Here is an 18795-nt window from a genome sequence, read left to right on the forward strand (position 1 = left end):
TTCGGGCGTCGACCTGACTGGGTTATGCCCTCGAACGAGCGTCGCCATGCCACGGCATATGACGGCGCGCCGGTGAACTCGGCATGACCGGGCCCCCTCGAACGGGTACCGGGAGGTGGTGTGACGTGGGACGTCCCGAATCCGGGCGCCCCGCGGCGGGTACGTCAGCCGCCGTAGCGCCGGTGGCGCGCCGCGTAGTCGCGCATGGCCCGCAGGAAGTCCACCTTGCGGAACGCCGGCCAGAACACGTCACAGAAGTAGTACTCCGAGTGGGCGGTCTGCCAGAGCATGAAACCGGACAGCCGCTGCTCGCCGCTGGTGCGGATGACGAGGTCGGGGTCGGGCTGGTCGCTGGTGTAGAGGTGACGTCCGATCATGTCGGTGTCGACGGCCTCCGCGAGGGCCTCCATCGAGGTGCCCTTGTCCTGGGCGTCGAGCAGCATCGACCGCACGGCGTCGGCGATCTCCTGGCGGCCGCCGTAGCCGATGGCGACGTTGACCACTATGCCGTCGACGTGCGCGGTGGTCTCCTCGGCTTCCTTGAGGATCGTCTGCAGGCCCGAGGGCAGCAGGTCGGGCGTGCCGACGTGGTGCACGCGCCAGCGGCCGTCGGCGGCCAGGGTGCGGACGACGTCCTCGATGATGCCGAGCAGGGGGACGAGTTCCTCGCGCGGGCGGTCGAAGTTGTCCGTGGACAGGAGCCAGAGGGTGACGACCTCGACGTCGGTCTCGGTGCACCAGCCGAGGAACTCCTCGATCTTCCCGGCACCGGCCCGGTGGCCGTCGACGGTGCTGGAACCGGCGGCCTTCGCCCAGCGCCGGTTGCCGTCCATGATGACGCCGATGTGCTTGGGCACCTGAGCGTGGTCCAGGTGACCTTCCACCCGGCGTGCGTACAGCCTGACCAGCAGGCCGCGCAGCTTGTCGCGCAGGTTCACGTGATTGTCAGCCCCTCCGTACGGATCGGACAGGCCGCGGCGTGCGGCCCGGTCGTGGCCGCGGGCGGTCCCTGCCCGTGTGGCAGTCCCCGGAGGCGAAGCCTACCCTCGCCGCGGCCCTGGGCGGCCAACGGGGGCGGAACAAACGGTTCCGGCCGGTGGTTCGAGCCGCCCGGCGGAGCATGAAAAACGGGCCGGTCCGTGGGGGGGAGACGGACCGGCCCGAGGGGGGGTTTCCACCATAACCCTTCGTGAGTGATGCTGCGCGCATCGGCGTGCCACAACTACTCTCCGGAGCCGTGCGGCGACGCGATGACGCGTGCGGAGCCCCTCGTCCAGAGCCCGCCTCTGGCCGAAACATGGCCCATACGCTGGGGAATCAGGCATCCGGGAGCCGGGAGCCGCAGAATTTGCCGCACCTTGGGGCCCGCTCGGGTGACTTGTCCCGACATCCCCCCGATGGGTGACGTGACTGTGAACGCCCGCTTGACCGGACTCGCCGCCGCGCGGGGGCCGCGACAGTCCGGCCCGTCGGCGCGCGGATGCTTTGCCGACCGATATCGCGGCCGCACGGCTCGATGCAGGACCCCCAGGCACCGCGCAGCCCCCTCCACTGCGCGGTACCGCCCGCGCAGCTTTGCTCACGCGAATTACCCTGCCCAGAATTTACGTGAGCGGCCGCTCAGAAGCGAGCCGGGAGCGATAACGATGTGAAAACCCCCGTCGGAAGATGCGGAAGTGCGGTGCGTGAAAGGAGCGACCAGCGAGCCTGGCGGGCGAGGCGGGCCTGCGGGGTCGTTTCCCCGGGGCCCTGGTGTCCCTGGGTCACCAGGGATCCGCCCTATAGGACCATTTCTGTCCTCATTGCGGCCTAGCCTCGCCTCATGACGACGACCCTGAAGATCACGTGGGACGCGGCGAGCGCACGCCGGGCGGAGCGGCAGTTCCTGGCCAGGCCGGCCGCGGTCGGCACGCCGGTCGCCGAGGTGGTCGGCGCGATGCTGGGCGCGCACGCGCAGGTGCTCTCCGCGGCGGAGCTGTCGGTCGGGATGCGGGCGGACGGGGTGACACGTGCGGACGTACGGGCCGCGCTCTGGGACGACGGGTCCCTGGTCAAGACGTACGGCCCACGCGGCACGGTCCACCTGCTCCCGGCCCGTGAACTGCCTCTCTTCTCGGCGGCGCTGACCGCGGTGCCCACCGGACCGAGCCCGTTCCCGCCCGGTGTACGGCTCACCGAGGAGCAGACCGACCAGGTCGTGGCGGCGATCGGTGAGGCGCTCGACGGCAGGTGCCTGACCGTCGACGAACTGTCCGAGGAGGTCGTCGCCCGCACGGGCCCCTGGGCCGGCGAGCGGGTGATGCCGGCGTTCCAGGACCTGTGGCCGCGCTGGCGCCAGGTGATGCACCGGGCCGGCTGGGCGGGCACGCTGTGCTTCGGCCCGAACCGCGGTCGCAGGGTGACGTATACGCGGCCGGTGCGGGGGGACGAGGGGGCGGCGGCTGGTGCGGGAACGGTCGCCGGGGCGGTTCCCGAGGTGGCGGCGGGGGGCCCGTCGGCTGCCTTCGTCCGACGGTATCTGTATGCGTACGGTCCGGCGACGGCGCAGCACTTCGCGCGTTGGCTGGCGGCGCCCACCGGCTGGGCGACGGCCCTGTTCGGCGAACTGGCCGCCGACGGCCTTGTCGAGGAGGTCGACTTCGAGGGGACACCGGCATGGGTGGCGGCGGGTGACACCGACTTCTCGTCCGACCCGGTGCGAGGTGTGCGGCTGCTCCCCTATTTCGACGCGTACGTCATCGCGGGGCAGCCCCGCGAGCGGCTGTTCCCCGGAAAGGCGTACCACCGCGCCCTCGGCGGCGGCCAGGCGGGCAACTACCCGGTGCTGCTCGTCGATGTGGTGGCCGGGGTGTGGCACCAACGGCGCCGGGGCCGTCGTACGACCGTCACGGTCGAGCCGCTCGTCCGGCTGACCGCGCGCCGGCACCGGGAACTGGGCGAGCAGGTGGAGCGGGTGGGCGAGGTGCTGGAGGCGACGCCCGAGCTGGTGGTGGGAGAGGTGACGGTGGGTCCCCACGCGTGATGCGTCGGCCGGGCTCGCACGGGTGCGTGTGTTGGCCGGGCTCGCACGGGTGCGTGTGTTGGCCGGGCTCGTAGGGGGTGCGTGCGTCGGGCGGGCTCGTCGAGGGTGCGTGCGTCGGGCGGGCTCGTCGAGGGTGCGGGTGTCAGCCGGGCTTGCGGGCGTCGAAGAGGTGGCGGGCGCTGTGGGCCACGAAGGGTCCCTCGGTCTGGATGCGCTCGTGCAGTTCCCGAAGCTGCGGCTCGTAGGCCTCGACGGTGAAGCCGGGGACCATCCAGACCACCTTGCGCAGGAAGTGGACGACGGCGCCGATGTCGTGGAACTCCATCCGCAGCCGCTCCGCCCGCAGCCCGACGACGTCCAGCCCCGCGGCCTCGGCGTCGGCGCGCTCCCGGTCGGGGTGACGGGCACCGCGCACCTCGTCGGGCTGGGGCCCGAGGAAGTACTCGACGAGTTCGAAGACGCTGCTCGGGCCGACGTGCTGGGCGAAGTACGTGCCGCCGGGCTGGAGAACGCGGGCGATCTCGTCCCACTGGGGGCGGACGGGATGGCGGCTGACGACCAGGTCGAAGGCACCGTCGGCGAAGGGCAGGGGGGCGTCCTCGGCGGCGGCGACGACCCCGACACCGCGCGGCCGGAGCAGGGCGGTGGCCTTGGCGACGTTGGGCGGCCAGCCTTCGGTGGCGAGGGTGAGGAGGGGCGGCTTCGGGGCGGGTGCTCCGGTGGTCAGGCGGGTGTCCGCCCCGGCCGCGTCGCCGGTGCCGGCCCTGATCGGCTCGCCGGTGTCCGCACCGGCGACCCTGGCGAGGGCGAAGTCCAGCACTTCTCCTCCCCCGGTCTGCACGTCCAGCACCGCACGCGCCCGGCCCAGTCGCTCGGCCATGGACACGGCGTACCCCCAGGAGGGGCGTGCCTCCGTCGCCCGCCCCTCGAACCAGGAGAAGTCCCAGCCTTCCGTGGGGACGGAGGACCCTTCGGCGAGGAGGTCTTCGTAGGTGGTGGGGCGCGAGGAGTGCGGGTGCGGTTCCCGGGGTGGTGCCATGGGGAGATGGTGGCATCGCACGGCCGGTGATGCCTGTTGTTTATGGGCGCTGTTGTTCATGGCCGCTGTTGTTCATGGGCCGACCCCGTCCGGCCCCTCACCGGCCCCTTACCGGATGTCAGGGGACGAGGGGACGCACGTCCTCGGCCGCGAACCGTACGAAACCCTCCGGGTCGGGTTCGTCCGCGGTCGGCTGCAGGACGACGCTGTCGGCGCCGGCCTCGACCAGTCGCGCGACGGCCTCGGCCACGGCCCCGGCGTCTCCGGCGACCCCGAGGTCCGGAACGGCCGCGAGCCCTTCGGCGTCGAGTTCCGCGCGCAGGCGGGCGTCGGCGTCGTGCCCGGTGGCAGTGAGCAGATAGACGATGAAGGGGTGGGGTCCGGCCGCACGCCCGGCCGCGGCGCGCCCCTCCTCCACGAGCCGCCGGGCGCGACGGACGCCCTCGGCGTTGGTGGCGGCGGTGAGGATCGTGCCGTCGGCGGCCTCTCCGCTGAGCCGCAGCGAGCGCGGCCCGGTGGCACCGGCCAGGACACCGGTGTTCGGGGTGGTCGGCGGCCAGTCGAGGGCGACGTCGTCGAGCCTGACGTAGCGGCCGTCGACGGTGACGCGTTCACCGCTCAACAGGGCCCGGAGTGCGAGGAGATGCTCCCGCAGCAGAGTGAGGGGCGACTCGACGCGGGCGCCGACCTGCCCCATCCAGTCCTGCACACCGTGTCCGACGCCGAGGAGCGGCCGCCCCGGGAACATCCGGTGCAGGGAGGCCGCTTCCATGGCGGTGATGGCGACGTTCCGCAAGGGCACGGGCAACAGCCCGACCCCCACCCGCACACGCTCGGTCCAGGCGAGAGCGGCCGCGGCGGTCGAGATCCCTCCCTCCATGAAACAGTCCTCCCACAGCCACAGCTCATCGAGCCCGGCCCCTTCCGCGACGTCACACACGGAACGGAGTCGCTCGGGGGCCAACTGAGGGCGGAAGACTGCGCCTAGAGGGGTCATGGGGGTTTCCTACCCGCGATCGAAAGCGCCGGGCAACACCTTTATGAGGCCGGGAATCCCCTGTACGGGGGCCACACGGCCCATGCGTCCGTGAACGGCGGAGCGGCCGCCCGCACGGGCGGCCGCTCGTCGGTCGAGGCCGTGGCCCGGCTCAGCGGTTGACGGCCTGGATCTCCTGTACGACCACGTCCTGGGTGGCGCCGAAGGAGCCGTCCGGGAGGGTGCCGCCTGCACCGCCGGTACCGGTCCAGGTGATCTCCCAGGTGACGGTGGCCTGAAGGGGGTACGTGCCGTCACCCGAGGAGCGGAGGTACGTCACGCCGCAGGGTGGCGTGCGGTTCGCCTTGCCGGTGGCGTAGGGCTCGCCGATACGGCCGTCGGCGATCTCGCAGACGCCGGAGGCCGGGTAGGTGACGGCGTCCTTCGTGCCCGGTTCGATGCGGAGCGACTTGGGTGTCGCGGTCGCTGTCGCGGTGATGCCGATCACGGGTACGGACGCGGTGACGGACACCGGCTTGAAGTCGGCGGCGTCCAGCCAGGCCCAGGTCGGGAGGTTGACCTTGGTCCGGGCGGCGGGGGCGAGCGTCACCTCGGTGCCGGGGACGCGGATCTCGGCGTAGGCGAGTTCGGCGAGCACCCTCGGGGTGACGGCGTTCTTGACGTCCGCGGGCGGGGGGTTGCCCTGGTCCACCCAGAAGATGGGTTCCTTGCAGGAGTCCCAGCCCGGGGGGAAGTCCTTGTTGACGAAGGAGTCCCAGAAGTAGCCCTTGCCGGTCTTGTCCTTGTTGAAGTCCTTGTAGGGGTGCCCGTTGACGTAGCGGTCCCGCTGCTCGGCATCCCACTCGTAGCCCGTCGAACCGGCCTCCCAGGTCGGCTCCAGGTACTTCTTCAGCTGGTCCGGGGTGTACTTCGGGGCGTACCAGCAGGGGGGCGGGGTCCAGGAGGTCGCCGCCCTGAGCGCGCCGGCGGCTTTCCCACTGCCGTTCTTCGAACGGTCGAAGACGACGCCCCCGACGGTGACGGAGACGGTGCCGTCTCCGCCGGCGTCGGCCTGCTGCTGAGTGCCCTGTGTGTCGCCGCCCAAGGTGTCGTCCGCGGTGGCCGCTCCTGGGAAGGCCAGGAGCAGCCAGCAGGCTCCGGCCAGGATCACTGCGGTGAGCTTCTTCAACGGTTGCCTCACGGCTGGCACTTGGGGCTCCCACTCTGCGAGACCATCTTCTGGATCACCCAGACGCCCTTGTCGTTCTTCTTGAGCGACGTGTGGTAGATGACGTAGCTCTTGGACGTGACCTCGGTCTTCCTGGCCTTGTCGGTCTTGAGGTCCTTCACGTAGGCCTTGCCCTGGTCCTCGCAGTAGCTGAGGGACGCCGAGCCGTCCTCGTCGACCGCCACCTGCGGAGCGTAGAAGCGGTACGCGCCCGTGATGGCCGCCTTGTGGTCGACATAGTTCTGGATGAACTTCTGCGTGCTGGCGGCTGCTTCGCCCTCGTAGTAGTAGAGGTACGGCTTGTCGAGCGCGTTCTGGTTGACGATCGCCAGGTCGACGGCCTTGATGGACTGCTCGCCGTCGGCGAGGACGGCGTCCTTGTCCTTGTCTCCGGTCTTGGGCCAGTCGAAGGTGTAGGAGAGGTCCGACGGCAGGTCGATCTTCGGGCGGCCGGTCGGGGCCGGCTCGTTCGGGGTGGTCGAGGGGGACGCCTTTTCCGTGGTCTCCGCTCCCGCGATCTTGTCGTTGTCCTTGCTCTTGGAGCTGTCATCGCTCCCGCACGCGGACAGCGTCAGGGCCGCAGCGGCGGTCAGCGTGAGCGCTGCGAGGAGGGTGGGGCGGCGGGTCACGGTCGGCTCCCGGGAGGTGACGAGGCTTCTCTTGAGCGAACCAAAGCTATACAGCGGGGTGCGGCCGCACCAGGGCGAAGGTTGTCAACTCCCGGGGTGTATGGGGAGGAATCGCCGGTTCGCCGTCACCTTTGCGCCGTAACGGTTACGTAACGCGCCACACGTGAGTGCCAACGGCGGTGCCACGACCGGCGTTTCAGTCAGGAACCAGCAAAGAGGCTGGGCCCGTAGGGGGTCCGTGGGCCCATGTGAGGGAGGGCCGGATCCCGATACGTTCGGGGCCGTGGAGCCACGGAGGGTGGCACGGCCGGAAGGGGTCCGATGGGGCGGCGTTGGCGGGACGGGCGTGGGGAGCTGGTCGTGCACGGGGGTGACGGGCAGCCGTCCGTCCGGGTCCCGCTGGAGGTCGCCACCTCCTACCGGGCGCGGACGAAAGGGCTGTTGGGGCGGGACACCCTCGACGGGGCGATCCTGCTCTCCCCCGCCAACAGCGTGCACACCTTCCGCATGCGCATGCCGATCGATGTGGCCTACCTCGACCGCGGTCTGCGCGTCCTCGCCGTCCGCACCATGCGCCCGGGACGGCTGGGCATGCCTCGACTCCGGGCCCGGCATGTGGTCGAGGCGATGGCCGGGGCGATGGACGAGTGGGGGATGCGGGCCGGGGGGCGGGTGGAGGTCGTCGTGGCGGCGGAGGACGGATAAGGGTTCCCGACGGGCCGCGAAGTGCTGACGTTGCTCGTCGGTGAGCGGGAGACCCGGTTCCTCCTGGACCCGACACCAGAGGTCCTCCAGCTCGTCCGGCCAGGCTTTCGTTCCCGGCGGGGCAGCGGCGATCGCGCCTCCTCAACGAGGAGCGCAGCTGCACGGTCCTCCTGAGCCCCCGCGTGCTCCTCGTCGTACGTCATGGGCCCCCTGATAGCGAGCCGCACTGTTACGGCTTCAGGCGTTACCCTGCGCCGCCTCGGTCAGCAGGCGCGTCGCTTCGGCCACTGCGACGTTCCGGTCGATGTAGCGCCTGGCAAGTTCCTGGGCCCATGGGGAGAAATGATCTTCTTGCCAGAGCCAGGAAAGAATCCCTTCCGCGGTCCAGGCACCGATGCGCGCGGCCCACCGGTTGCTGAACTCGTCAGGCCCGTCACCTTGCACGTCCAGCCCCAGCTGCTTGCACTCATACCAGCCCTCGGTCATGCGCTCTCGGGTGACGAGCCTGACATCAGGCATCAGATCTCGCAGAACCATACGGATCTCCAGCCAATCGGGGCGCTCATCCTCGTCCTCGTCCCAGTCTCCCTCCCACTCGGGAACGGGCTCCTGAAACGGCAGCCTCATGCTGGGCAGAAGTGCTTCGAGAACGGCGCGGGCTTGAGCGAAGCGCTCCTGCTTCGGTTCCTCCTCGATCTCCCAGCCGCCATGCCAGCCGAAGGTCACGTCTCGAACCACCTCTGGCAGCAACAGCTCCTCATCCTCGACAGGACGGCCGGCCATCGCCTGATACTTCGGCTCACGTAGACGCCTCAGCCACCAGCGGCCCCAGCGTCGATCGCCCTCGTTCACACGCGGGTCAGGCACCAGTCGTGCCAGCGCCTGCTCGCCGTACGGCACACCCAGTTGGAACAGGACGCTGATCGCGTCGTGCGCCGCAAGTTCGGCGCGCACACATGCCTCGGCAAGAACGGCTGCCTCAGCGGTGGCCGTCACTCGGCCGCGCTCGGCGGTTTCCTTCAGAGAAGACAGCAGACCACGAATGCGGGACGAGGCCGCCCCACGAGCACGGTGGGCGATGAAGAGCCGCCGCTGCCCATCGGTAAGCGGAAGGTCAGGCGCTGCCTCAGAACGCTCGTAGAGTTCGTGCAACTCTTCGGAGGTCCAGTAGCCCTCGGTGCTCGGCGGAGCGTCGGCCATCGCGGCCGCCAGCTCCCCGAGGATCTCGGCCGCCTGCTGATCGTCGGTCATGAGACCCCCAAGTACTGCATCGCTGTCTTCGGGTCCTTCATCTTGCCGGAGTGGATGGCCTCGTACTTCTCGGTATCGCTTTTGGCGTTCCAGGCGTCGTCCATCGCCTTCAGCTGCGCGGGGGACACGTCCTGGCCGGCGATGCGCGCTCCCACGCCGTGCTTGGCCATCTCCGACGCCGGCGTGCCGTCGGGGCGCGCACCACCTCAGCGATGGCACTGCGGTCCGCCGGAGCGTCACCGCACACCCGCACGTCGTCCGGCACACGCTCGACCGTCAGACACGCCTCCAGTGCTGAACGCGCCTGGGCGAGGCTGTGCGAAACGGGCACGGTCGCGCCCCAGCCGAAGTCGGTCTGCCAGGAATGAGGAAGACCCCGGAGCCAGGGCCTGCTCGCCACGCGGACGACCGAGCGAGACAAGCAGGCGCACCGCCGCCTCAACCGCCACGCCGGCCCGCACGAACGCGGCCGCGAGCAGCGCGGCGTCTTCAGCCTCCCCGTCGTTCAGCAATCCGGCGGTGGTTGCACGCTCGATGAAAGCGAAGGCGTCGTGCACCAGCGCCTGCCGCACCGAGGCGGCCCACTCCGCCGCCACCTTGTCGACCCACTGTTCGGTCGGTGACTGTGGCACCGTGGGAATCCCCATGTCGGCCCAGGCCCCGGCCGCCTCTGCCACCCGCTCCCGCGTGACCTGGGAAGGGGTCGGCATGATCCGGGTCAACCCGGCGTCCGCCTCGTCCAAGGTGTGATCGTCGCGGTCGTCGTAGAAGTCCCGTAGCTCCTCGTCCCGGTCGTACACACTCTGTCGTCGGTCCGGCAGACACACGCGCAGTACGTGCCGAGCCTGCTCACGTCTCTCCTCCACCGGGGCAAGTGCCTCCAGGACCTGAGACCTGCGGTAGGTCAGATCGTGCCAAGGCGGTGGCAGCTCGCGCATGGCGGCGGGCAGCAGGTAGGTGTCCAAGTCGCTCTCCGTCCGTGCCCCGGCGGCGTCGTCCGGGACATCAAGGCCGGCAAGGACGACCATCTGCCGGAGTTCTCACCGCGCGCCGGCCTCCGCCGCCTCGGTCAGCAGGCGCGTCGCTTCGGGCACGGCGACGTTCCGGTCGATGTAGCGCGTGGCGAGGTCCAGCGCCCAAGGGGCGAAGCAGTCCTCACGCCACAGCCAGTCGAGCATGCCCCGTGCCAGAAACGCGGCGATGCGGGCGGCCCACCGTTCGGCGAACGCCTCCGGATTCGTCTCCTCCACGTCGATGCCCAGCCGCCTGCACTCACTCCAGGCCCAGATCAGGCGCTCGCGCGTGACCGAGCGCGCATCCGGGACCAGAGGCTGGAGCACCATGTCGACTTCGAGCCACGCGGGCCGGTCCTCCGCGTCCTCCAGCCAGTCCCCGCCCCATGCGGGAGGTTCCTGCGAGGCCAACCGGTTGTCGGGCAGCAGCGCTTCGAGAACCGCGCGGGCCTGCGCGAGCCGTTCCGGAGTCGGCTCGTTCTCGATCTCCCAGCCACCCGCCCGGCCTGTCGTGAGATCACGTACCACCTCGGGCAGGAGCAGTTCCTCGCCGTCAACAGGGAGAGCCGCCCGCTTCTTGTACTGCGGTTCACGCAGCTTCGCGAGCCATTCGCGGGCCTCCCGACGGTCGCCTTCGTTCACCGACGCGTCCTGCACGAGGCGCGCCAGCGCCTGCTCGCCGTACGGCCGGCCGAGATCGCGCAGCAACCAGATGTGGTGGTGGCCTCCCACCCCGGCGTGCACGCACCGTTCGGCGAGCGCGGCGGCCTGGTGGGGGTCCAGGGGCTCACCTCGCTCCACGGCCTTCCGCAAAGAGCGCAGCGACCGTTGCACTCTGGACGAAGCCTCCCAACGAGCCCGCCTGGCCGCGAAGTGCTGCCGCTGCTCGTCGGTGAGCGGGAGACCGGGTTCATCCTGTGCCTGGTCCCAGAGGTCCTCCAGCTCGTCCGGCCAGGGGCCCGGTTTCGGCGGGAGAGCCGCGATCGCCGCGTCCAGCTCGTCGAGCAGCGCGGTCGTTCGGCCCCGGTGAGCCTCCGCGTACTCCTCGTCGTGCGTCATGAGACCCCCAGGTACTCCATCGCGGACTTCGGGTCCTTCATCTTGCCGGAGCGCAGCGCGTCGTACCTCTCAGCCTCGCTCTTGGCGTTCCAGGCGTCGTTCATCGCCCGGAGCTGCGCGGGAGTCACCTCCTGACCGGCGATGCGGGCGCCGACCCCGTTGTCGGCCATGCTGGAGGCCGGGGTTCCTCCGGGAGCGTCCTCACCCCGCTTCTTGGGCTTGAACCCGTCGAAGATCTTCTGCCACCCCTTGGTGGAAGCGATCTCGTAGTGGGCGACACGGCCGGGCGCCGCCTTCTGCCACTCGCCCAACCTCTCGACCTGGGCTGCGATGGAGCCCTTGGTCGTCGCGTTGCCCGTGTTCTTGACCTCCACGACATGCACCTTGCCGTCCTTGCCGCGGTAGGCCACGTCGGCGTCCGGGATGCCCGTGACATCGATCTCACCGCCCCGGCCGTCCGGACGTACCGGCGATTCGGCCTTGGCCCGCCGTTCCGTGCTGTCACCGATGTCCGAGTACACCGTGCTGCCGTCCGCCGCCTCGTTCTGCGCTACGCGCTTGGTGGCGTTCGCCTCAGCGAGGTTCTCGGCGAGCTGGTCCTTGGTCTTGGAGTTCAGCACCTTGGCGGCGAGCTTCTCCCTGCTGGTGTTGTGGATGTTCTTCTGGTTCACCAGCTCCGAGACGTCGGCGATGGCGTCTGCCGCCTCCTTCTTGCTGATGTCCTTGGAGTTCGGGTCGACGTCGTCCTTGGCCCGCTTGAGCAGGTTGTCGAGCTGGGCCTCCTGCAGGTTGACCTTCTGGTCTCCCGGAAGCTTCTTGTACGCCTTGATCTGCTCCCGCAGCAGGTCGGCCCGCGCGTCCAGGGCCTGCTGCTGGGCCTCGCGTGCGTCGTCGGCGTCGTCGCCCGTGCATTCCTTGCCACCTCCTGCGGCGACGACGATCAGGCCGCCCTGCGGGGCTGCCAGGACGCCCGTGCCGGTGCCCGCGGCGCCGCCGACACGCGCGCCACCGCCGTACGGGACGCGCCCGATCGCGATCGTGCAGCTGCCGTTCTGCTCGGCCTTCTTCTTGGCCTCGTCGGCGTGCTTCTGGGCCTCGTCCGCGGCCTTCTTCGCGCCGTCGAAGTCGCCCGCCCTGGCCGCCTTGCGCGCCTTCTCCGCCGCGTCGGCCGCCTTGTCGAGGGCTTCACCGACCTCGGCCAGCTTCTTGAACTTGGTGAACTTCGTGATGGTCTTCGGGCTGAAGATGCCGACGACGTTGACCACGGTGTTACCGATGGAGGCGCCGTAGTTGCCCTTCTCCCAGTTCTCCTTGTCGACGAGCGTGTCGACCGCCAGGTCGGACACGAAGTCCTCGGGCGAGTTGACCCAGCCCCATACGGAGGAGAGGTACTCCCCGTTGTCCCACTTCTCGCCCAGCTCGTCGGACTTGTCGCCCCACCAGTCCGTGGTGTAGCCCTTCAGGCCGTTCCAGGTGTCCTTGACCGAGCCGACCGGGTCGCTGACGACGTCCATGGTGTCGGCCAGGAAGCTCTTGGTGGGGGCCACGAAGAAGCCTCGGACATGGTCCATGAACGTCCTGTCGTGACGCTCCTGGTCATGTACGTCGGCCCAGAGGGACTTGTCCTCGAACGGGCCCGGAGCGAGCGGGATCGTGTCGTTCGGGCCCGCGCCGTCGTAGGTGATGAGCTGGGCCGACGCGGGGATGTCGCCGCTGCCCGTGTCACCGACGCCCGTGGCTGCGTTCGTGCCACCGGATTCCGTGCCGCCACTGGCTTCGGTTCCGCCGTCGGCTTCCGTGCCTTCCTGGCCGCCCGCGTCGCCCTCGGTTTCCGAGTCGCCTTGGGTGCCCGCATCGCCGTTCGTGCCCGTGCCGCCGTCTGCGCCCGCACCACCGTCCGCGTGGGCGCCGCCTTCCGGGTCCGCGCCGTTGCCGCCGTCGGCGCCGGTGTCCGCATCGCCCTGGTGGGCGGCGTCGTTGTCCCCGGCCGCGCCCGTCTCCGTACCGTCGCCCTGCGGAGCGGGGCAAGCCGTGCCCGTCACCGAGCAGATGGCCGACTGGATGCCGTCGGCGATGCGTCCGCCGAGGCCGCCCACCGACAGCGCGACGATGATCGCCGCGACCACCGCGATGAGCCCCGCGTACTCCACCGCGGTCTGGCCCTCGTCCCGGCGCCAGCGGATCATTCTTTCCAGGCTGAACGGCCGGCGCTCCTCCCTGTCCTCGGGAGCGCTCGCGAACCACTCACGCGACCGGGCCCGGCGCAACAGCACGATGACCGCCACCGGCAACGCCGCCTGCGTGATGCCCCGCAGATCGCCGTGCATCAGCGTGCCGATCGACAGCCACACGATCCACGCCTGTACGGCGATCAGTGCGCGGCTCGTCCACACCCCGCCCCGCCACAGGCGCCGGGCCAGGTAGACCCCGGCCACGCTGGGCAGCGAGTCGTACACCAGGATCCCGAAGATCTCCCCGGAGTAGTACGTCACCACCGACAGCACGGTGACCACGTAGACCGCCGTCAGCGCGAACTGCACCCACAGCAGTACCTGCGCCCAGCCCAGTTCCTTGGGCAGCGGCGAACGCCGGCCCCAGGACGGGATGTTCTGCGCACCCCACGTCCCGCTCGGCGGTATGGAGTTACCGGCACCGGACATGCGTGACCTCAGCTCGTTCAGCGGCGATTCAGGACGAACACCTGGGCGAGGCTAAGGAACATCGATCACTCACACATAGGCCCCTGGCCCCAACTCCGGGCCCATTCGCACCGCAGCGGAGGCAACCGCGGGAACGAGTGGGGCCCGTCCTCGCCGGTGGTGGCGAGGACGGGCCCCGGGTGGGTCGTTTGTGGTGGCTCAGCTCTCCGTGCGCGGGAAGGAAACCTCGACACGGCGGTTCTTCTTGCGGCCCGCCTCGGTGGAGTTGTCCGCGATCGGGTACTGCTCGCCGTAGCCGCGCGTTTCGTAGGTGATGCCCGAGTCCGCGAGTTCACCCTCCAGGACCCCCTGTACGGCTGACGCACGTCGGCGGGACAGGGCATCGCCGTGGGCCGACGAGCCCAGGTTGTCCGTGAAGCCGAAGACACGGATCTTCTTCGCGTTCTGCGCCTTGACCTCCTCGGCGATGTCCGCGATGCGCGCCTTCGCCTGAGCGCCGAGTTTCGCACTGTCCTTGCCGAACAGCACCTCGGCCTGCAGTGCGAACTTCACGTCCGAGTTCGTGTCTTCGCGGCGTTCGTCGCCACTCTCGTCCTCGACGACCGTCTTGATGTCGAGGACCTTGGCAGCGGCGAGGGTCGCACCCTCGACCAGCTTCAGGTCGGGGTCGTTCGCGTCGACTTTCACCGGTGCGGCGGCATTGGGCTGGGTGCCTGGCGGGTAACTTGGGCCATCGGCTGCGTTGGCGGATGCGGCGCCGAAGACGCTGGTGGCCACCATGAGGGAGGCTGCGGCGAGGACGATCGCCAGGTGTGGCGTCTTTGTTCGGGCGTCGTTCATGGTGGTCCGCCTCACCCGGAGATCTTGATGGTGGCTGCGGCGAACTGCGGCAACTGGAACGTCACCTCGGTCGTACTCTCGGGCGGCGTCGGGAACTGCATGAAGACAGGGATGGTCTCGCCGGCTTTCATGGACGGGAAGTTGGTCGTGGTGAGCGGGCGGCCGTCCGTGTCGCGCAGCACGTAGTACCGCTTCTTCCCCTTTGAGTCCACCAAGGTAGCGCCGCCCAAGGACCTGCCGTTTCTGATGATCTCGGTCTCGTTTCCGCTGAGTTGCGGCGGCACGTTGACCGTGCGACTGCCGTCGTTCTTCAAGTCGCCCCCGAGCGTGAGGAATCCGCCGGAATCCCGCTCGGCCGAGGTGAGACGCAGAAGCAGGCCGTCCGGCCCCTTCAGTTCGGCCAGCGGCTCCTCCGACTGGCCCTCTTGAGCACTCGGCTTCGATCCGCTGTCCTTGGAGGCGGACGCCGACGTGTCACCGCCCTTGTCGTCGCCGCTGCTGCAGCCGGCCACACCGAGGGCCAGGCTGACCGCAACTGCCGCTGCGACCATCCCCCTGCGGGCCGTCGTAGTGAACCGAATGCTCATGAGTTCCGCTTCCTTTGTTCGTCGTACCACGTCAGTCTGTGTCGGCCAGATGGACGTCGAAGAGATCCTCGGCACCGGGGAGATCCGAGAGGTGCTCCGGGTCAAGGTCCCAGTTCTTGTTGTCCCTGCAGTTGAGCTGCGGCAGGTCCCCGTTGTCCCCGTTGTCCTCGTCCGGGAGCTGGAACGTGCAGCGTGGCGTGATCACGGCCTTTGCCGTGGCCTTCGCGTACGTCGCCTCCGTACCGGGCACGATGCTGTCGCCGACGGGGTCGTTGGTCTCCACCTCTACCGTGTAGCCGAGTTCCGGATACCAGTGGGGAATGCAGTCACCCACGACGTGCGCGTCGTTCTCGTTGGCAAGTTGCTGTGCGCGCCAGCACGAGGGGTCGAGCCCCTCCACTTCTCCGCGGAAGATGTCCTTCCAGAGGCCCGGCTTGAGCACGTTCTCCAGCCATTTGCCCGCGAGCTGGTCCCGTCGGTCCTGCGCGGCCGCGAGAGCGGCGGCGTCCGCCGCCGTCTGCGCGCCGTTCCGTGTAGCCGCGGCCTGGCCGACCGCAAGGTACGCGAACGCGAGAAAGAGCAGGCCCGCCACCACCGTGATGTAGATGGGGAAGGCCTGCCCTGCGTCGCCGTACTTACGGGTTATCAGCCGCCGGTAACCTCGGTGATCTTGTCGGTGATTGCCTCGAAGATGGACTGACCGATGTCCGTCCCCGTGATCGCCAGCACGATCGCCACAACCACCGCGATGATTCCCAGGTACTCGACTGCGGTCTGCCCCTTGTCGTTGCGGGCGGCGCGGGCGTACAGGTACGAGACGGTGGTGTTGATCCAGTTGCTCATGTCGGTGTTCCCCTCCGGTACCGGCCGGCCGCCTGCCGACCGACGCGCAAGTCTCCTCGGCGTTGCTGGCGTTACCGACTTCCTCCGTGCCGGTCCCGCTTTCGACGCCAGAAACGTACGCCGCACCACCGGCCCGACCAGAGGGCCCCAGGGCCCAATTCCGGACCCAAAGCGGGTTCTGGGCCCTGCCGCCCACACCCTCGGCCCGTGAACCCAATCCCCTGTTCTCCTCTTCAGTCACGCTCGACACCCCCCAACCCCGTCCCCTTGGCGGGCACCACACCAAGCCACTTCGCGGCGGCCTCGGAGCGGCTGGTGCTGTGGAGCTTGGCGAAGATGCGGTTGATGTGGTTCTTGACGGTCTTCTCGCTGATGAAGCACGTGGCGGCGATCTGCTGGTTGTTCATGCCGGACGCGATGAGGTCCATGATCTCCGCCTCCCTCGTGCTCAGTTGGAACCGCGACCTGTCGACAGCGGCCGGGCGGCCACTCGTCCACTCAGACGAAGACTCTCCCACATGCGGTTGCACTTGCGAAAGGTTTTCTGGAGAAATGGGCGCCGACGAGGCGGTGGGAGGCTGGAAATGTGCTGCTGGTGCGGCATGTTGAGGCTGTGTATACGGATTTACGGAGGGGGAAATTCCGTATGCAGTCGCACTCGATGACTGTCCCAGGCCCTCCGGGAGGGACGCCGTCGGGGCCGGGGCCGGGTCCCTGCGGAGTTGGGCCAGCAGGGCACCCGCCGCTGTGGGCGTGAAGTGGGCCCGGCCCTCCTTGATGTCCCGTACGGCGTCGACCAGCTGGTCGGCCGTGAACTCACCGTGGACCAGGTAGCCGCCCGCTCCCCGGCGCAGGGCCTCCTGGACGATCTCCGACTCCCTGCTGTAGGTCAGCATCACCACCGGCGCGATCCGTACCAGGTAGGGCAGGGCCGAGATGCCGTCCACGCCGGGCATGCGGACGTCCAGGAGGACGACGTCCGGGCGGTGCTGCTGGGCGGCCTCGTAGGCCTCGCGGCCGTCGGTCGCCTCCGCCACGACCTCGATGTCGGCGCGGCCGGAGAGCAGTGCGGTGAGCCCCGCCCGCACCACGGGGTTGTCGTCCGCCACGACGACCCGGAGGCAGCGGGCCGGCCGGGGCTGTCGCGGGAGCGGCAGGTCGGCGAACGGGTGGGGCGGTGGCGGCTGCGGGGCGCCGGTGGAGTGGGGTGTCTGGTCCGGCATCGGGTGCCTCCTCTCAGATCGTGGGCTCATGCGGTCACGCGGCGGGAGTGGTCAGGGCGGCCAAAGGGAGTTCCAGGCGGACTTCCGTACCCCGGGAGTGGCCACCGCGGCCGATGCGGATGCGGGCGCCCACCGAGGCGGCGCGTTCGACCATGCCGACCAGGCCGAAGTGACCGGCCCGGCGCAGTTGTACGAGGGTGGTTCCAGGGGGGAGCCCACGGCCGTCGTCGTAGACGCTGATGCGGAGCAGGTCGCCGTGGACGCCCGCGCTGACGTCGACCCGGGTCGGGTGGGCGTGGCGGTGGGCGTTCTCCATGGCCTCCGAAGCGATGGTCAGGAGTTGGCGGGCCACGGCCGGGGGGATGGGGGGCACGGCGTGGGCACCGGTCGGGCGGTAGACCGCCGTCAGGCCGGTGCGGGTGCTGAAGTCCCGGGTACGGGCGGCCAGTTCCACCAGGACGTCCGTGGCCTGGGACGGGTCCGACTCCCGGCGCAGATCGGCCAGGAGCTCCCGGGATTCCGCGGCGGCCCGGCGGGCCGAACGGGCGACCAGTGCCGCCTGCTGTCTCACCACGGCCGGGTCCATCGGGTCGGAGTTTGCCGAGGTGGTCAGGCCGTCGGCGGCCAGGGCCACACCGTGCAGGGTCTTCGCGACCGAGTCGTGCATCTCGCGGGCCAGACGGGCCCGTTCGGCGCTGACCGCCTCCGTCACGGCGAGACGGGCCTGGACCGTGGTGAGGGCCTGGGTGGCGGCACCGAAGCGGAGCATCAGGTTGCGCAGGCTGGAGCCGACGGCACCGGCGATGACACACAGGCCGGGCAGCAGGGCGGACTCGATGATGCCCGGCGCCGGGTTCTCCTGTGCCGCGTGGATGAGCAGCAGGAGGAGGGCCTGGAGGGAGGCGAAGACGGCCGCGCCGCGCCAGCCGTAGACCAGACCGGCCAGGAGCGGGGTGCAGACGCTGACGTAGGCGAGGGTGCTGTCGGGGCCGGCGGCGATGAGGAGCAGAGCGCCGAAGAGGGTGTCGCCGACGAGGAGGGAGGGGTGGCGCAGGAGGAGGGGGCCGAAGCGTTCCCAGTCCCTGAAGAGGACGTAGGAGGTCATGAATGTGATGACCACGGCCGCGCCGACGAGGCGGGTGGGAAGGCCGTCGTTGGCGTTGACGAGGGCGGTGGGGGTCGCCAGGGCGATCATGGCCAGCCGGAAGCCGAAGACCTGGCGGCACATGGCCTGCAAGGCGTTGACCTGGATGTCGATCGCGGGGCCGGCGGTGCCGGTGTCTCCCTGGCCCTCGGCCTGGAATTGGTCGGCTCGACCGGCTCGGTTCCCGACGGCAGCGACCGGGCGGCCCTCGTCGTCGGCTGCGGGCGGCCTCTGCGGGGGCACAGCGGCCTCGGCGGACGGCTGAACGGCCCCAGGGCGTTCCGGCCCGACGTCGGCTTTCCGTGACCGACCGTCGGCCGAACCGTGGGCCGGGGCCCCCACCGGCCCCTGTGCGCCACCCCCGGCCATCGGCGTCGGGCTCTGCGACGGAGCCACCGCCGGGGACGGGGCCAAGTCCGCATCCACGCCACTCATCGCCGGCTTCCGTCGCCCGCCCCCCTTGATCCGCAGGGTCGGCTCACCTCCGACGAGGCCTCCGGCCGCCTCCCACCCCGGCGGCAGCGCAGGCGTCACCGACGTCACGGGTACGTCCGGCGCGCCGGTGCGGACGTGTGC

The 18795-nt window shown here is 70.0% G+C and carries 18 protein-coding genes; 2 read left to right on the forward strand and 16 right to left on the reverse strand.

The window, feature by feature from the left end:
• Positions 1 to 164 precede the first annotated feature (164 nt).
• Positions 165 to 938 (reverse strand): isoprenyl transferase, encoded by a 774-nt coding sequence (locus ACFZDI_RS03190; protein WP_234846697.1) that lies wholly within the window; start codon positions 936 to 938, stop codon positions 165 to 167.
• Between the two features lie 884 nt (positions 939 to 1822).
• Here ACFZDI_RS03190 and ACFZDI_RS03195 point away from each other — a divergent pair.
• A complete protein-coding gene (locus ACFZDI_RS03195) occupies positions 1823 to 3022 on the forward strand; it encodes a DNA glycosylase AlkZ-like family protein (RefSeq protein ID WP_391247380.1) in 1200 nt (399 codons plus the stop codon).
• 142 nt (positions 3023 to 3164) lie between these two features.
• Here ACFZDI_RS03195 and ACFZDI_RS03200 read toward each other — a convergent pair whose 3' ends face one another.
• From ACFZDI_RS03200 to ACFZDI_RS03215, 4 genes are all read right to left on the reverse strand, one after another.
• A complete protein-coding gene (locus tag ACFZDI_RS03200; protein WP_391247382.1) occupies positions 3165 to 4061 on the reverse strand; it encodes a methyltransferase domain-containing protein in 897 nt (298 codons plus the stop codon).
• A 118-nt stretch (positions 4062 to 4179) separates the two neighbouring features.
• On the reverse strand, positions 4180 to 5058 hold the full coding sequence (locus ACFZDI_RS03205; protein ID WP_391247384.1) for an LLM class flavin-dependent oxidoreductase: 879 nt from the start codon (positions 5056 to 5058) through the stop codon (positions 4180 to 4182).
• Positions 5059 to 5209: 151 nt separating this feature from the next.
• The gene (locus tag ACFZDI_RS03210; RefSeq protein ID WP_391248013.1) at positions 5210 to 6142 is read right to left on the reverse strand and encodes a hypothetical protein; all 933 of its coding nucleotides are present in this window, start codon (positions 6140 to 6142) and stop codon (positions 5210 to 5212) included.
• A gap of 92 nt (positions 6143 to 6234) precedes the next feature.
• Positions 6235 to 6894 (reverse strand): hypothetical protein, encoded by a 660-nt coding sequence (locus ACFZDI_RS03215; protein ID WP_391247385.1) that lies wholly within the window; start codon positions 6892 to 6894, stop codon positions 6235 to 6237.
• Positions 6895 to 7215: 321 nt separating this feature from the next.
• On the opposite strand from ACFZDI_RS03215, the gene ACFZDI_RS03220 reads away from it, so the two are divergent.
• Entirely contained in the window at positions 7216 to 7599 is a 384-nt protein-coding gene (locus ACFZDI_RS03220) for a DUF192 domain-containing protein (protein ID WP_391247386.1), read from the forward strand.
• Positions 7600 to 7836: 237 nt separating this feature from the next.
• Here the strand turns inward: ACFZDI_RS03220 and ACFZDI_RS03225 are convergent, their stop codons facing one another.
• The 11 genes from ACFZDI_RS03225 to ACFZDI_RS03275 all read right to left on the reverse strand — a co-directional run bounded on the left by ACFZDI_RS03225 (position 7837) and on the right by ACFZDI_RS03275 (position 18588).
• A complete protein-coding gene (locus ACFZDI_RS03225; RefSeq protein ID WP_391247387.1) occupies positions 7837 to 8850 on the reverse strand; it encodes a hypothetical protein in 1014 nt (337 codons plus the stop codon).
• A complete protein-coding gene (locus tag ACFZDI_RS03230; protein ID WP_391247388.1) occupies positions 8847 to 9020 on the reverse strand; it encodes a hypothetical protein in 174 nt (57 codons plus the stop codon). The genes ACFZDI_RS03225 and ACFZDI_RS03230 overlap by 4 nt, the downstream gene beginning before the upstream one ends.
• Before the next feature lie 66 nt (positions 9021 to 9086).
• A complete protein-coding gene (locus ACFZDI_RS03235; protein ID WP_391247389.1) occupies positions 9087 to 9815 on the reverse strand; it encodes a hypothetical protein in 729 nt (242 codons plus the stop codon).
• 75 nt (positions 9816 to 9890) lie between these two features.
• Complete coding sequence (locus ACFZDI_RS03240) at positions 9891 to 10922, reverse strand: hypothetical protein (RefSeq protein ID WP_391247390.1); 1032 nt, start codon at positions 10920 to 10922, stop codon at positions 9891 to 9893.
• Positions 10919 to 13582, reverse strand: a complete 2664-nt coding sequence (locus ACFZDI_RS03245) for a hypothetical protein (protein WP_391247391.1) — start codon at positions 13580 to 13582, stop codon at positions 10919 to 10921. The genes ACFZDI_RS03240 and ACFZDI_RS03245 overlap by 4 nt, the downstream gene beginning before the upstream one ends.
• A gap of 198 nt (positions 13583 to 13780) precedes the next feature.
• Positions 13781 to 14422, reverse strand: coding sequence for an OmpA family protein (locus ACFZDI_RS03250; RefSeq protein WP_391247392.1), 642 nt, complete (start codon positions 14420 to 14422; stop codon positions 13781 to 13783).
• 11 nt (positions 14423 to 14433) lie between these two features.
• On the reverse strand, positions 14434 to 15009 hold the full coding sequence (locus ACFZDI_RS03255; protein ID WP_362235191.1) for a hypothetical protein: 576 nt from the start codon (positions 15007 to 15009) through the stop codon (positions 14434 to 14436).
• Between the two features lie 31 nt (positions 15010 to 15040).
• Positions 15041 to 15658, reverse strand: coding sequence for a pilus assembly protein TadG-related protein (locus ACFZDI_RS03260; protein ID WP_391248015.1), 618 nt, complete (start codon positions 15656 to 15658; stop codon positions 15041 to 15043).
• Positions 15655 to 15852 carry a Flp family type IVb pilin gene (locus tag ACFZDI_RS03265; RefSeq protein WP_391247393.1) on the reverse strand — a complete coding sequence of 66 codons (198 nt, stop codon included), beginning with the start codon at positions 15850 to 15852 and terminating at the stop codon, positions 15655 to 15657. Before ACFZDI_RS03265 ends, ACFZDI_RS03260 begins: the two co-directional genes overlap by 4 nt.
• A gap of 233 nt (positions 15853 to 16085) precedes the next feature.
• Entirely contained in the window at positions 16086 to 17075 is a 990-nt protein-coding gene (locus ACFZDI_RS03270) for a response regulator (RefSeq protein ID WP_391247395.1), read from the reverse strand.
• A 34-nt stretch (positions 17076 to 17109) separates the two neighbouring features.
• Entirely contained in the window at positions 17110 to 18588 is a 1479-nt protein-coding gene (locus tag ACFZDI_RS03275) for a histidine kinase (protein WP_391248018.1), read from the reverse strand.
• Between the last annotated feature and the right edge of the window lie 207 nt (positions 18589 to 18795).

This window comes from Streptomyces sp. NPDC007907 (assembly GCF_042959365.1).
Classification (GTDB): domain Bacteria; phylum Actinomycetota; class Actinomycetes; order Streptomycetales; family Streptomycetaceae; genus Streptomyces; species Streptomyces indiaensis.